Here is a 16,804-nt window from a genome sequence, read left to right as displayed (position 1 = left end):
CCGCGCTTATGGGCATGAGTTGAAGCACTTCGCCGGGGTGCCGCACCATGGTTCGCCGGGTGATCTGCTCAGGAAGCCCAGGAGCGTGGGTGATGATCATCTGGATGAGCCGGGGTTCACCGCCTGGGAACTCGACCAGATCCGGGATACGGCTGCTTCGTATGTGGCTCCCACGGTCGCGCCCCGGCCGGCCCGGTCGTCCGAGTCGGACTCGGCGTCGTCCGGGTCGGACTTCGGGTCGTCGGAGCGGGTCTCTGGTTCGCTGCCGGGCCGGCCGGCGGCGATGGAATGGCACCACCCGGCCGACTCCGAGGCAGATGCCGACGCCGACGGGCAGCCGTCCGATTCAGCGGAATACTACGACCCGTATGGTCTTGTCCCGGAGTTCGCGGATCTGGCGTGGGCGGCGGACCAGTTCGGAGGACTGGACATGTCGACTCCGGCGCTCGGCCCGGAGGGGCAGCCGTCGGACTTCGATAAGCAAGTAATTGCGGCGACCGCGCGGTTAGCGAGCTCTGCGTACTATGTCGAGAAGCAGTTCGACGTGTGGGTGGGCGAGGTGTTCGACACTTCCCGCGCGGCGCGAGAGAAAACGGCCAACGCCTTCTACCGTTCATTGTTGGGCACTCCGGAGGTGTCGGCGGTGCCGGGCATCACCGACGTGGCTGGGCTGCGCGTGTTGGCGGCCCGCCGGCTGGCCGAGGACCTTGCGCGGGGTGAGCAGTCGACGTTGAGGGAGTTCCTTCCGTATCCGGAGGGCGTGTCGGAGCAGCAACGGAAAGCCCTGCACGGGGTCTGGCTCGACAAGCTCTCGAACGCCCTGTCCAAAGATTACGAACTCGTGCCTGTGATTCCGCATCTCATGGCCGAGGCGTTGTCCATGTCGATGCGGATCCATCATCCGTTCGACGCTCCGCAGGACATCGGCCCGACGCCCGTTGCTGGTGCCGTCCGGCATCAGGTCGTCTTCTGGAAGGGTGCCTATCACCGCGTCGAGCCTCGTGATCCAGCCGATCCCCGCCTCGACCGTGGCTTCCAGCAGACAGCCGTGTCCGCCGACGACAAGGAGCGTCTGGATGCCCTCTTCCACGACGTGATCGATCTGCTGGAACAGCAGTTCGCTGCGGCGGAAGCGAATCCGACCAGCAGGCACGGACATATCCTGCAGCACGTCTTCCGCCGTAATCTCGCGGGCATCCGTAAGCAGCCCGTCTCCCTGAGCAGCCAGGCCCGCGAACTCTCAGCATATCGTCTATATCTCAACAGTCTTCACGAAGACAGCGGCTGGCAGGACGAGAGCCCGCAACTCGAATCCTCATTCACCCTCCGCCTAGCCGCCATCGAAGAACGGAACGCCAGATACCGCGCATATCTGAGGCTCCGGATAGGTGGCAAGTCTGATACTTTCATGAATGCCACCCAATTTGTCGCCCCCGGCGATATGGTCTCTGTCGACTTCGGGAAGGTCGTAGACGGGCAGGGCGTCGGTATTGCCAGAATCCCGTACACCGCGGCCGACGGCACCGAGAGTTTCGTCTACCGGGAGTTGGACCGTAGGTTCACTGACAGTGAGCTGGCCGATCTGAGGAAAAGAGCACCCGGTCGAGTGTGGGAATTCCGCAAGCCGGTGTTCAGTGATTTCTTCCGGGTGAAGACGAAATTGAACCGCCTTGGTCAGTTGAACATGCGCTTCAGGCAGGGTGACGAAGCCAGGGCCACCAAGAGAGTCCATATCGGACGGGTCAAGATCGTCGACGGAAGTTCTTTTGTCGTCCCCGATGACATGAAAGATGTGGTTCTCGAAGTCGGGTATGACTTTTCTAGTCAACCCCTCGCGGTCGTGGAAATTCCGGCCGAGCGGAACGAGGGGCGGGCCCTGTATCTGAGGTTGACCGATCCCGCCCCCACCGCGCGCGACATCGAGTGGCAGCGCAAGAACTCCTTCTGGGAGCTGGGGGATCGGTGGGCGCTTGCCGATGAAGTTTCTTTCGATGACACTTTCTTGGCGGCCACCATGGGGATGGGCGTCAGAATACCCAACCCCATCGATCTTAAGGCTAACGGTGCGGGCGCGACAGTCGATGGGCTGGAGGTGGATCTGTCTGCGGGGGTGCCGATCACTCTGCGGGTAGGAAAGCGGCTGGTCGGGCCGGAACTCGCCAGCAATGTTGTCGTGGTGGTCAAGGCGCCGTTGAAGCCGTTGGATGACGAAGCCAAGCAGGCCTACCGGCGCGCCAACCCGTCGGTGGTCGAGGTGCCCACACATGCCTACCGGCTTGTCAACACGGGCAAGACGGGCGCCGAATTCAATGCGCTGATCGAGCAGCTCCAGAAACGGAAGGAGATGCTCGACAAGCGCCGGGAGCGAGGCGAACCGGCAGACACCCCGGCCGCGAAGCGTCGGCGTACCGGGGGTGGGTTGCCTGGGGGGCCGGCGGCCTTCGGTTGGGGGCCGGGGGAGGGCTCGTTCTCGGCTGGTGTGGGCGTGGAGGCCGGGTCGTCGTCGGGGTGGGCGGCTGGGGTGGAGCCGTCGGTGGAGTGGGTTGATGGTGGTTGGCGTGTGTCGTATCGCAGTGTGGAGGGTTTGCCTTCGTGGGGCGAGATGACGCGGGTGCATTCGGATCGGTTCACGTGGCAGGGTCCGGCGCCGCTGGAGTTCGTGCCGACGCCGGGGGGCGAGCGTCCGTTCCGGGTGGTGACGGCGGGGGAGGACGCGGGGGTTCGGGTCTTCGTCGATCATTGGGTGGATGGTGAGTCGGGGACGGTGGTGTTCCGTCTTCGGTTGGAGCCTGACGCGAACGTGACTGTGGGATCGATTCGGGGCACGTTGGGTGCGGTTGAGCAGTGGGTGGTGCAGACCAACGCGCGGTTGGGGTCGCGGGCGGTGGCGGTGGTGTTCGATCCGGCCGCGGAGACGGTGGTTCGGCTCAGCCGGTACGGCAGTGACCTGCGGGACAGTGATCGTGTCTGGGTCAGCGAGGATGGTTCGGCGGGTCGGATCACCCAGTTGCATTGGCTTGCGGGTCTTCCGTCTCGTGCTTATGGGCATGAGTTGAAGCATTTCGCTGGGGTGCCGCACCATGGTTCGCCGGGTGATCTGCTCAGGAAGCCCAGGAGCGTGGGTGACGATCATCTGGACGAGCCGGGGTTCACCAGGTGGGAACTCGACGAGATCCGCGATACGGCTGCTTCGTATGTGGCTCCCACGGTCGCGCCCCGGCCGGCTGGGTCGTCCGAGTCGGGCTCGCGGTCGTCGGAGCGGGTCTTCGGCTCGCTGCCGGGCCGGCCGGCGGCGATGGAATGGCACCCCCCGGCCGACTCCGACGCCGACGCGGGCGGGGAGCCGTCCGATTCAGCGGAATACTACGACCCGTCTGGTCTTGGCCCGGAGTCCGCGGACCTGGCGTGGGACCCGTTCGGAGAAATGAATATGGCGACTCCGGAACTCGCCCGGGAGGGGCTGCCGGCGGGCCTCGGGCAGGAAGTGCAAGGGGCGATCCTGCAGTTGGCGATCTCTGCGCACCGTGTCGAGGAGCAGTTCGCCGACTGGGTGAACAAGGTGTTCGACATCTCTGACGCGGAGAAAGTGCCAGCGGCCAAAGCCTTCTACCACTCATTGTTGAACACCCCGCAGCTGTTGGCGATGCCGCATATCACCAACGTGGCTGGACTGCGCGCGTTGGCGGCCCGCCGCCTGGCCGACGATCTCGCCCTGGGTGAGCAGTCGACGTTGAAGAAGATCCTTCCGTATCCGAAGGGCGTGTCGGAGCAGCAACGGAGAGCCCTGCACCGGATCTGGCTCGACAAGATCTCGAACGCCCTGTCCAGGGATTACGAACTCGCGCCTGTGATTCCGCATCTCATGGCCAGGGCGCTGTCCATGTCGATGCGGATTCATCATCCGTTCGATGCTCCGCAGGACATCGCGACGCCCGATGCTGGTGCCGTCCGGCATCAGGTCGTCTTCTGGAACGGTGCCTACCGCCGCGTCCTACCTGTTGATCCGAACGATACCCGCATCGCCAGTGGCTTCCAGCAGACAGCCGTGTCCGTCAACGAAAAGGAGCGTCTGGATGCCCTTTTCAACGACGTGATCAATCTGCTGAAACGCCAGATCGCCATTGCGGAAGCGGAGCCGTTCAGCAGGCACAAGCACATCCTGCACGCCACATTCCACCGTAACCTCGCGGCCATCCGTAAGCAGCCCGTTTCCCCCCGCAGTCAGATCCGCGAACTCGTAGAATATCGCCGGTACCTCAACAGCCTCCGGGAAGACAGCGACAGCGGCTGGCGGGACGAGAGCCCGCAACTCGAATCCTCATTCACCCTCCGCCTGACTCCCAACAGTGACAAGGGTGCCAGCAATAACGCAGATGTGACCCTCACGATGAGGGGCAAGAAATTTGCTGTTCTGAATACCGCCCGACTTGTCGCCCCCGGCGATATGATCTCTATCGACTTCGGCAAGGTCGACGGGCAGGGCGTCGGTATTGCCAGAATCCCGTACACCAACGCCGACGGTGACGAGAGTTTCATCTACCGGGAACTCGACCGTAAGTTCGATGACAACGAGCTGGACCATCTGAGGAACACAGCATTCAGTCTGAGTGATAGGGCATCCGGCCGAGTGTTGGAGTTCGACAAGCCGCTTTTGTTTGACTCCTTCCAGATGGTGACGCCAGTGGACAAAAACGGCGTTTTGGGCGCGCGGGTCACTAAGGGTGATGAAGTCAGGGCCACCCAGAGACTCCGTATCTCACGGACCACATTGGCCGACGGAACTCCGTTTGTCCTCCCCCGTGACGTGGCGAAGGTTGTTCTCGAAGTCGGGTATGACTCCGATGATCGACCCCACGTGATCGCGGAAATCCCGAAGGAGCAGAACGCGGGGCGGGCCCTGTACCTGCGGTTCACCGATCCCGCCCCCACCGCGCGCGACATCGAGCGGCTGCGCAAAACGGATTCCTTCTGGGAGTTGTCGGATCGATGGGAGCTTGCCGATGAAATTTCTTTCGACGACGCATTGGGGGAGCATGCCAGGTTACCCAAACCCATCGATCTTCGGGCCAGCGGTGCGGGCACGACAGCCGATGGGCTGAAGGTGGATCTGTCTGCGGGGGCGGCGATCACCCTGCGGGTAGGAAAGCGGCTGGTCGGACCGGAATTCGCCAGCAATGTCTTCGTCGTGGTCAAAGCGCCGTTGGACGAAGAAGCCAAGCAGGCCTTCCGGCGCGCCCACCCGTCGGTCGAGGTGCCCACGCACGCCTACCGGCTTGTCAACACGGGCAAGACGGAGGCCGGGTTCGATGCGCTGAAAGAGCAGCTCCAGAAGCGGAAGGAGATGCTCGACAAGCGCAGAGAGCGAGGCGAACCGATATACAGGCCACCCGCGAAGCGTCGGCGTACCGGGGGTGAGCCGCCTGGGGCGTCGGCGGCGTTCGAGTGGGGTCCTGGGAAGGGTTCGTTCTCGGCTGGTGTGGGTGTGGAGGCCGGGTCGTCGTCGGGGTGGGCGGCTGGGGTGGAGCCGTCGGTGGTGCAGGTTGACGGTGGTTGGCGTGTGTCGTATCGCAGTGCGGAGGGTTTGCCTTCCTGGGACGAGATGAACCGGGTGCACTCCGATCGGTTCACGTGGAAGGGGCCGGCGCCGCTGGAGTTCGTGCCGACGCCGGGGGCGGAGCATCCGTTCCGGGTGGAGACGGCGGGGGAGGATGCGGGGGTCCGGGTCCACGTCGATCATTGGGCGCACCGTGAGTCGGGGACGGTGGTGTTCCGTCTTCGGTTGGAGCCTGACGCGAACGTGGTGGAGAAATCCATTGTAGACACGTTGGGTGCGGTTGAGCAGTGGGTGGTGCAGACCAACGAGCGGTTGCGGCCGGAGGGTGGGCCGCCGGCGGTGGCGGTGGTGTTCGATCCGGCCGCGGAGACGGTGGTTCGGCTCAGCCCCCGCGGCAGTGACCTGAAGGACAGCCATCGTGTCTGGGTCAGCGAGGATGGTTCGGCGGGTCGGATCACCCAGTTGCACTGGCTTGCGGATCTTTCGTCCCGCGCTTACGGGCATGAGCTGAAGCATTTCGCCGGGGTGCCGCACGATGGTTCGCCGGATGATCTGCTCAGGACGTCCAGGACCGGCGGTGACCATCATCTCCACCAGCCGGGGTTCACCAAGCGGGAACTCGACGAGATCCGCGATACGGCTGCCTCGTACGTCGCGCCCCGGCCGGCGCCTGCCCTGGTCCCGCTCGGTGTGCCCCGCGACGGTCTCGACCTGTTGTCCGCGTTCGTCGCCTCCGAACCGGCCCTGGTCCGCACCGCGCTGGACGCGCGGCTACCAGCGGACCTGCGGGAGTTCCTCTCCGATCCGGCCGGGGTACGGGCCGCTGTCGCCGAATCGGTCCGTACCGGTGTGCCGCAGGGGTCCGAGCTCGGCCGGGTCACCGAGCTGTTGCGAAACCACGTGTCGGACTATCTGGCGGAGAACGCGGGGCGGTTGCCGGCGGACGTGACCGCGCAGCGGCTCGCCTTCCGGCAGCAACACGAGCGGGACGCGGCGGCGCTCAGCCCCGACCAGGCGCAGCAGCGCGTCGATGAACTCGTGGACGCCGGTCTCCTGGACCCGGACATCGCGCGGGCACGTCTCGACGAGATGCGGGTGAATCCGGCGGACGCCGGCCGTCACCTGTTCGAGGTGTTGACCGACCCCGATCGCCAGCTCGACTCCGGGGAACTGGCCGCGGTGAAGGCGGCCGTGCACGACTGGGCGAACCTGTCGGGCAGCGCGGCCGGCCGGTTCCTGGCACCGCTGCTGGCGCACGCGACCGATGCCCGGATGCAGGTCTCCCAGGTCGCCCCGGGCGGGGTGCGCCCGGTGGGCGGGTACGGCCCGGCCGGGGGCACCCCGGTCAACCTGGCCCAATCGGCCGCCGACCCGGAGCGACCGGGCGTCCACTTCGACGCGCTCGTGCCGGAAACCCCTGCGGCGGTCGAGCCGTCGGCCGTACCCCCGCAGCAGGTCGCGCTGACCCCGCAACCGCCGGCCCCGGCCGCCGACGACGGTCGACAGCAGGTCGTCCCGCTGGCCGCGTCCCCGGACGCGCCGCTGGTCCTGATGGCCGAGGGGCTGCCGGACGACCTGCGGCTCCAGCGCGCGGTGGGCGGTGTGCTGCTGCACGACAGGGACGCCGCGCCCGGCCCGATCAGCTCGCGGGTGTTGCCCCCGACCGGTCCCGGCCCGGCCATCCTGCTGCACTCCTCGGTGCTCGACCCGGACCGTCTCGGCGCCGCGCTGGCCGGGATGCGGACGCAGGACGCCACCATGGCCGTCCTGCACTGGCCGCAGGACCAGCCGGTCACCGTGGCCCGGGCGCTGGAGGTCACCGCGCAGGCACTGGGACCGCAGTCCCTGGCGATGCTGTCGGTGCCCCGGTCGGCGCTGCGGGACCGGCCGACGCCCAGCCCGCAGATCGTGCCGCTGGACGCCAACGGTGAGGTGACCTTCTTCAGCGGGCGGCCCGAGCGGTACCTCTTCCTGCCCGAGGTCACCGGCGCACCGCGCCGTCCCGCCCCGTACGGCCTGCCCGAGCAGTCGCCCGGCGTGTACGGGCTCGGCGACGGCTGGGTGGTCTGGGACGGCGGTAGCCACCTGTGGATCGGGCCGGCGACCGAGCTGGACGGGGCGCGGCGGTTGCTGCCGGACACCGGTGGCTGGCTGGCCGAGCCGGTGGTCTTCCTGGGCTGGGCAGCGACTGCGCTGCCGGTCGAGGTGGGTCACCGGGTCGGTCGGATCTTCGGGGGCATGCCCGCTGCCGCGCCGACGCACCTGATCACCTCCGGGATGGGGCTGGACCGGCGCACTCTCGTCCCGTCGGAGGTGTCCGGGCTGCCGGCCGGCGTCCAGTTGAGCCACGTTCCGGGTGGGGTGCTCGCCCACGCCGGTCCACGGCCGCCGGCCGGTGCCACGACCCTGAACTGGTCCGACCTGACCAGCCCGGACCGGCCCCGGCTGGTGGTGGACGAGTCGGTCGGCGACCCGGTCGCCGTCGTGGAGGCCGTTGATCGAGGGCTTCCTTCGGGTGCCGGCCCGCTCCAGGTGTTCGTCGCGCCACCGGCCGCCGGCACCCCGGGCACGCCGTCCGGTGCGGTGGACGCTGCCCGGGTGGCGGAGGTGTTGCGGGAACGGTTCGGCGGGCGGCTGGAACTGGTGCTGCCGGTCTCCGTGGTGGGCCGGCAACCGGCCGGTGCCGACGAGCTGGTCCCGGTCGACGCCCGGGGGCAGGAGACCTTCCCGGCCGCCGCGCACGCCTGGCGGGTGCCGCTGCGTCCGGCACCGCCCCGGCAGCCGGGGCCGCTGGACCTGCGACCGGCTGCCACCGACGGGTACGAGGTGTACCGGGGTTGGACGGTCCGGGAGCAGACCGGGGTCGTCCTGTTCGCGCAGAACGGCACCAGCCCGAACACGCTCTCCCCCGACGCCCTGGCGGCCCCCGCGAGCGGGGTGGCCGTGGTGGTCCAGTCCCGGGGCGGTCCCATCCCGCGCGAGGTGGCCGACACGGTCGCCCGGCTGCTGTCCGGTGTCCCCGAGGTTGACCGGGATGTCCGGGTCTTCGGTAACGCGGCCAGCGCCGGACCGGCCGCGCCCGATCCCGGCGGGTCGTCCGCGTCGGCTCCGGCGCGGCCGGCCGCCCCGGACCGGCGGGCGCTGGCGCTCGGCGATCCTAAGGCCAACCTGCCGGACGTCGACCGTATCGAGCAGGGACTGCGTGCGGAGGTGGCCCGCCGGGGCGTCACCGTGCGGGACAACGAGTGGGAACAGTTGCGTGAGCGGCTGCTCAACAACTACCCGCAGTTGGTCTCCGCGGACGGGCACCTGTTCACGCTGGGCGGCATCGAGGTGCGGGCCCGCCTGCGGCCGGAGGACCCGCAGCTGGTGTCGAACCCGGCCGGCTCGTTCGACACGGAGACGTCCGGTCCGTCGCTGGACGACACCGAGGGCCGGACGAGCGAGAACGGCCGTTTCCACGCCAACCAGTTCACCCAGGGTGTCTTCCAGACCGGTGCGCACAGCCAGTCCGACGGCACCACCACGCGGGCGATGCGGTTGCGGGGTGATTTCAACGTCGACGTGCCGCTCGGCCCGATGACCCGCTGGGGGCCCCGCTTCAACGCCACCCTGAACAAGGTCGACCAGAAGTCCGCCTACCTGATCGACGTGGAGAAGGGCCGGGTGCTCGACACCCGCGCGGATTCGACGTTCTACTCGTACGAGCCGGGGTGGTTGATCGAGGCACGCGGCGACGGGCAGCCGTGGCAGGCGGTGGAGGTGCCGGAGCCGGCGGACGGGCAGGAGGCCGCCCGGCTGGTGGTGGCGATCCCCGACCACCTGCTGGAGAACGCCGGCGAGCAGGTGGTCGCCGACCTGCCCGAGCACCTGCGGGACACCCTGACGCGGGTGCCGGAGCTCTTCTCCGCCAGCAACATCACCGGTCTCAACGAGCTGTACGACCACATCATCGACCGGCTGCGCGCCGACGGCTTCGACATGTCCATCGAGAGCCCGATGCGCAACGAGTTGCAGCGCAAGCTGTGGAACCTGGAGACGCACTTCGACGAGGCGGTGAACAACCGGCGTACGCCGGAGACGGACGGTGACGCCGGCGCGCTGACCCGGGGCTACCCGTTCACCTTGCACGACGACGGGCACGCGGCGGCCAGCATCCGGGTGTACGGCCGTCGTCTCGGCGGCTCCGTGCAGGTGGGCCTCGGCGGCGGCTCCACGCGGGTGGGCGCCAGCAGCGACAAGGCCCACATCGAGCAGGTGCGTAACGGCATAGTGGGGCAGGGCGGCGAGTTCACCCTCGGGCAGTCCGCCGGGCTGTCCCTCGGTGGCGGGGTGGACCTGCCGTTGGCCCGGCGTCTCGACGATCCACAGGCGTACAAGGAGAACGCCAAGCTCGGTCTCTCCGCCCGTGCAGGGATGAGCTGGACCAGCAACGACGGTGGTGGCGTCACGGTGGCGTCGCTGAACGTCGTGGTCAACCGGTACACCGGTCAGACGGTCGGCCACGAGGTGCCCTTCGAGTGGCACGCCGAGGTGGCCACCTCCCGCCGCCCGCGCGAGTGGCCGCATCCGACGCCGGTGGTGAACGGGTCGGCGGTGCTCCGGATGTCCGAGCCGGACGCCTTCGACTACGGGTTCAGCGTCGACGCGGACGCCTTCGCCCCCGATACCGTCCCCGGTCTCGCGGACGGTGACCTGGCGGTGGTGCCCGCAGGCGGACGACCGCGGTCGGTGCCGCACGACCAGTGGCGGCCGAGGTTGCGCAACACCGGCGTGCACCCGGAGGACACCGGCGGCAACCTGCTGCCCCGGCACGTCATCCAGGGGCGGGGTCTGCTGGGTCAGGCCCTGCCGAGGATCGACAAGCCGGCGGTGCGGCGGCTCCGGGCCGGTCTCATGCAGGTGCTGGGCGGTGAGGGGTTCCTTCCGGCGGACGGGGACCGGCCGTGGGCGCACGGGGAGCAGAGCCGGCCGGCGACCCCGGATCCCGGTACGTCCCTCGCGGAACGGCCGCTGCTGGGCCGGATGGTCGACGGGGCGCGGGACGCCTACGACGAGGTCGTCCACCGCGACACCGACGCCACGATCGACAACCTGGACCTGTTCAACAAGATGGTGAGCGGCGACGGCCTGGAGTCGCACTTCGACTCGCTCGTCCAGGACGGCGCCGCGCTCGTCGACGACCCGGACGCGCCCGCACCGGAGGCGGGCATGTCCTTCACCCTGCACAGTTGGCGCAACGCGGTGATGCGTACCGCCGAGGTGACCGTCTTCGCGATCCCCCGGATCACCGCGGACGTGGACGCGGACGGCAACTCGGTGCACTTCGAACGGCTCAGCGACGAGGTGAGCACGGTCACCCTCGGGATGTCGCTCGGCATCGCCGGCCAGGGCGCGAGCGGCAACCAGGGCTGGTCGGTGGAGGGCGGGGTGAACACCGCGCTGCCGCCGAGCGTCAAGGATGTCCGGTCCGTCGGACTCCTCGGCGGGTCGGCGAGCCGCAACGTCGGCGCCGCCGAGCGGGTGACCCGGGTGGTCAACCGGCCGGAGCTGAAGGAGTACGGCGGCCGGGTGATGTTCGTCAACGCGCCGTACGACCTGGGCTACGTGGTCCGGATCAGCGACCGGGACGCCCCGATCGTCTCGCCGGCGCTGATCCCCGCCAACGTGCACGCCGCGCTGCTGAAGTTCAACTCCGACCCGGCCACCTTCAGCGAGGTGGCCCCCGGCGACATCGCACCGTCGGCGCTCAACCAGGGCATCGTGTACTTCGTCGACGCGCACGGCCTGCGCGCCGCGGCGCAGAACCAGTTGCCACGGGACCTGACCCTGGCCGGCCGGCCGATGACCGGGCCGGTGGCCAGCCTGACCAACCACGTCACCTTCCAGGCACGGTTCAAGGAGGCCATGCTCGGCCAGTACGGCGCGACCACCCTGGTCGAGCCCGGCTTCTGGGCGAACACCAACGCCGCGCTCTCGGTCAAGGTGCCCCGGATCCGGGGGGCGCGGTTCGTCGGCGCCACCCCGGACCAGTACGTCACCGGTGCGATCGAGCTGTACCTGGCCGAGACCGTCAACGTCGCCACCGAGTCGTTCGCGAAGGTGTTCAACCTGCCCAACATCGGCCTCGAGCGCAAGTTCGGCCCGCTGAGCGTCGGCTTCGGCGAGTCGGCGGGCGTGCGAATCAGCGAGAGCGAGTCGGCGGAGACCAAACGCGTCGGCGGCCTGGAAATGCTCAAACTGGCCTTCGGCCTGGGGTACGCCTATGAGGCGGAATTCGACGCCAACGTCCGCGCCGGCGTCCGTACGCAGGTCGGGTTCGCCGCCAGCCGGGTCAGCGTGCCACCCGGAGCCGACCTGCGGGACCGCACGATGCTGTTCATCCTGCCCGAGGCGGAGGCCCTGGCGCAGTACGCGGCCGGGAAGCTGCCGGTCAGCGATGTGCAGTTGGTCGACGCGATGGGCCGGTGGTCCCGCGGTGAGCTGGTGCTCAGCGGCAACACCGTGGCGGGGTTGCTCAGCCGGTGGCGTGGCGACCTGGCCGACCGCGTGGCCGGCGGTCTGCCCGACCTCGGCGCGTACCTGATCCAGCACCGGGTCCAGACGTGGGCGCTGACGCTCGCCGACCGGCACGTGGACCTGGCCCAGCGCGGCGCGGTGCTCGACCCGCGCCGCCGCGAGCGGTTCGCCACCGAATTCGGGATCACCCTGGACCCGAACGCCAACCCGTTCAGCGCGTTGACCATGCCGCCCTACCTGACCCGGACCGGTGACCGGACGCTGGGCCACGCGGGCGTCGACGATCTGGTGCTGTTCACCGGGCCGGCCCCGGCGGACGGCGGGCCGCGCCCCACCACGACCGTGCTGGACGCCGTTCGGGAACTGGTGGACGCCGGCCGACCCGGGCTGCTCGGAGCCAGCCACGACAACTGGCCGGGGGCGGGAAACAGCTGGGGCGTGCTGATGGTCTCGCCCGACGAGTCGGTGGTCGGTGCGCTGCCCGGCGGCCTCGAAACGCTCCAGTCCACGCTCGCCGGCCAGCGCGCCAACATCGTGTTCGCCGACATGCTGCACCGCTACAACGGCGTGACGTTCTACCTGGTCGACCAGCGCAACCCGGTGGCGGCCCGGATGTTCAAGCTGAAGGTCTCGGGCACCCTGGGCGGCCGACCGCGGTACACCGGCTGGAGGGCCGACTACGGCATCGAGAACTACGAGCACGCCTACGGCGCCACCGCTCGCATCGTCGGACAGGCGCTGGGCTGGAACCTGACGCCGGCCCGGTTCGGCTTCTCGGTCGACGGCGTCCCGGTGTCCACCGCCGCGTCGCTGTCGTTCGCGCCGGGCGGAGGGCGCGGCGTCAAGGGTGCCGCGCAGGTCGTCCGGGAACGCACCGTCTACGACTGGACGGGGAACTACGAAGCCGAAGACGACATCGGCCTGACCATGGAGCTCAGCCGGGTGCAGATGCACGGCTGGCAGCCGAGCTACCTGGTGAACCACGTGATGACGGGTCTGAACAACGCGGCGGACTGGGCGTTGCACCGCGCGCCCGCCGGTTTCGCCGACTGGATCTCCCTCGCGCCGGTGGAGCCGGTGCTGACCCGTCACTACGAGGGGCGGATCGACTTCAAGGTGCCCCGGGGACTGGCCGAGGCCACCCCCGTCCCCCGGTCGCCGCAGCTGGACCTGCGCGCGCTGCCGTCGCTGCCCGGCGACGCCTACGTCAGCGGCGCCCTGGTCGACGACCTCTACCCGGCCGCCCGGCACCTCATGGGCAAAGTGCTCGGCCCGCAGGCCAACGCCGAGCTGTACCGGGGCAGCGTGGCGCTCGACGGCCTGCTGTCCCGGCTCAACGTCGACAACCACCTCTCGGAAGGGCTGGACGACGGCGGATACCTGCTCGGCTCGCACCTCTTCGTCGCTGGCGCGTCCAACAACCGGGTCGCCATGCGGATGTACGTCAAGCTGCACTCGCTGGAGATCATCAGCGAGCTCGCCACCACCGGCACCGGCCGGTACGCCAAGTTCGCGTTCACCACCTCGGCCACCCAGTCGCGCAACCGGTGGCGGCCCAACGTCGACGTGGGGATATCCCACGGCGCGCCGATCGGGAAGACGAACATCGGCCCGCAGGAGGAGTCGACGGCCGCCGGCGGGATCTCCACCGGCGCGAACCGGACCGCGCCGGCCAGCCACAGCGCCACCTTCGACGACACCAAGCGGCTCGAGAACCACCTCAAGATGCAGGGGCGGACGTACCTGGTCCGGATCCGCACCCAGGCGCGTTTCGTCGCGGTCCCGCACCGGCACAGCGTGTTCGACCGCGACGCCGGCCTGGCCCCGATCGAGCCGGCGCGGTTCGAGGCCGACGACGCCCCCGGCACCGGTTGGATGAGCGGCGACGGGTTCTACGAGATGTTCGCCGACGAGGTACACGAGCTCCAGCGCGCGCTCTCCGAACGGTACGACTGGAAGGCGAACAACCCGGCCGACTGGCCCGCACCAGCGACCGACGCGCCCCCGATCGGTCTGGAGGGTCTGCTGCAACGCGCGACCCCGGCGGGCATGGCCGCCGCCCCGGTGGCCGGCCGGGTCATCGACGCCGGCACCTTCGACCCCGGCCAGGCGCCCCAGCACGTGGCTCTGCTGATCCGTGACCAGCTCGGCAACCACTACGACCCGGTCAGCCCGCTCCAACTCACCGCCAGTGCCGCCGAGCAGACCCGCCGCCGGTACGAGGTGGTACTGGACTGGGCGGTGGGCCACCTCCAGCGGCTCAACGCCACGCAGCAGGCCACCGCCGACCTCGCCGAGCTGACCGCCTGGAAGAACCGGGTCGGCAAGCTCGCGGTCGGCGCCGTGCTGCCCGCCACCGACGTGCGGCAGTTCGCCGAGCGGATCCCCCAGATCGTCGAGCGGGTGCAGGCGGTGCAGCCGCCCGGCTCCGCGCCGATCACCCCACCGGAGGAGGTGGAGCTGCTCGCCCAGGACCCGCGCACCGTGGCCCGGGTGGTGGCGTCCGAGCTGAAGACCCACCTCGACCTGACCGTCACCGATGACCAGGGCGCGGCCAGCCGGTACCGGATCGACCCGCAGGGCTGGATCGTCGAACTGCGGGAGGGCCCGGACGGCACGTTCGCCCCGGTCACGGCTGTCCAGGTGATCCACGGGCTCGACCGGGATCTGAAGTTGCGGGCCGCCAGGGCCGCGATTCGCGTGTCGCAGCAACGCGAGATCTACCGCGGGCTGCTGGAACGTACCCCGGTGCAGATGGACGCGGCCGCGGAGCTGGGTCCGGAGCTGGAGACGCACATCCGGCAGGTACGCGACGACGCCGACGGCCTGGCCCGTGAGTGGACCACCGAGGGCCTGCCCGCCCGATCGGCGAACCCCCTCGGGGCGCACGTCGCCCGGCACGACACCGACAGCCCGCAGACGCGGGCCGGTCAGGCGCGGCGGCTGCTGGCCTCCGTCCTGCCGCCGGGATGGACCACCACCGGGCCACTACCCGAGGTGCCCGCCACGCTGCGCCCCGGCACCCGACTGTGGATCACCCGCCCCCAGGGTGCCTTCGCGGCTCGTGTCGATGCCGACGGCACCTACCGGCTCTACGACCCGCTCGCCATCGAGCCGGCCGAGCGGACCCTCACCGCCGAGCAGTTCCAGGAGGCGGTGACCCTCGCCGCGTTCCCGGTGGTCAGCGAACTCGCCACGCCGAAGCCCGTCACCCTCGTGGAGCCCGACGTGCTGACGAGCTGGCTGCTCCAGGACGGCGACTGGGCGGCGTCCCGGCAGTTCGCGGAGGACAACCTCGGGGTGCTGCGCGCCGACCCGACCGCGGCGCGGCTGACGCAGGACCAGCAGCAGGCCCGGCCGGCGTCACTCCCGACCGCGCCGGCCCGGCCCGACGCGACCCGGCCCGAGACGGCCCCGGCACCTGCCGGCGATCCGGTCCTCGACCGGCACCGTGCCCTGCTCGACGCCATCCGGGCCGGACAACTGACCGCCGCGTACGACTACCTCGACGCCGCCGACGCGGCGGCCCGGCACCGCGTGCTCGCCGACGCGGTGGCCGCCGTGGTGCCGACCGACCCGAGCGCTCCGACCGACCCGGCCGCCCCGGCCGGGCTGCGGGCCCTGGCGGACCTCGTCGACGCCGACCCCCGGGTGACCCGACCCCGGCCGGGGCCGGAGGCCGTCTCCGACGCCGGCATCCTGCGGGCCGTGGCCGACATCCTCGACCCGGCCGTCGGCGCGCTGGACACCTTCCGGGCCATCGCCTCCGCCGCGTGGACCATCTACCCCCCGCAGAACTGGCCGGACACCCTGCAAACCCTGACCGAGTTGCCCGCGGCAGCCGGCCGGGACGCGGCGACCCTACGCGGCGCGCTCGACGTCGTCGAACGGATGCGCTACCACGGCGTCGCCGGACTGCTCGACGGCCTGACCCCGGACGAGGCCAGCCGGGTCGCCGCCGCCGTGACCGCGTCCGGGACGACCGCGACCGACCTGGCCCACGCGTGGCGGGACGTCTCCACCGCCGCCGACCTGATCCCGGCGCTGCCCCCACCAGCCGCCACCTGGGCCGGGACGGCGGACACCGTACTGCCGCCGGCCGACGTCGTGCACCATCCGATGCCCCCGGTCACCGCCGCCCTCGACGAGTGGCTCGCCATCGACAACTGGGACGACTCCCGCGCCTTCCTCGACGACCACGGGGCGGAGCTGCTCTCCGACCGGGCGCACAGCGCGCTGCAGATCCGCCGGGCGGGACTGCCCCACGACGTCGACCTCGCCGCCCGGGACGCGCTGCTCACCCTGGCCCGCTACGGCCACCTCGACGACGGATACCGGTACCTGCTCGGCCCCACCCCGCCGGCGTCGGCAGCGGCCGGGACCCCGAACCCGCTGCCCGGAGCGCCGACCGGGCGGCAGGAGTTGCTGACCAACCTGCTGGCCCGGCCGGACGTGGCCGACCCGGCCGCCGTGTCGGCCCTCGGCTACCTGGCCGCCACCCTCGACGGTCCGGTCGACGCCGTGGACGCGGCGATCCTGCACCTGACCGCCGACGCGCTCGCCGGCCTGAACATCGCCGACGCCGCCGTCACCACGCTGGTGCGGGACGCGCGTCAGACCCTCTCCGCGCCGCAGCGGCAACAGTGGGCCGAGACGATCCGCAACCTCGCTGACAACGCCACCGGCACCCGTGGGCCGGCACTGCGTCACCTCGCCGACCGGCTGTTCACC

Annotated in this window: 1 protein-coding gene (cut by both window edges); it reads left to right on the top strand. The window is 70.0% G+C overall.

All 16,804 nt of this window come from inside a single coding sequence — locus GA0074694_RS00835, toxin glutamine deamidase domain-containing protein, on the top strand. Of the gene's 57,330 coding nucleotides, 16,181 precede the window and 24,345 follow it; the stretch shown corresponds to coding positions 16,182-32,985, spanning codon 5,394 (partial) through codon 10,995 (complete); the first complete codon in view begins at nucleotide 2. Both the start codon and the stop codon lie outside the window.

The sequence above is a fragment of the Micromonospora inyonensis genome (assembly GCF_900091415.1).
Classification (GTDB): domain Bacteria; phylum Actinomycetota; class Actinomycetes; order Mycobacteriales; family Micromonosporaceae; genus Micromonospora; species Micromonospora inyonensis.
This window is presented reverse-complemented; position numbering and strand designations above follow the sequence as displayed.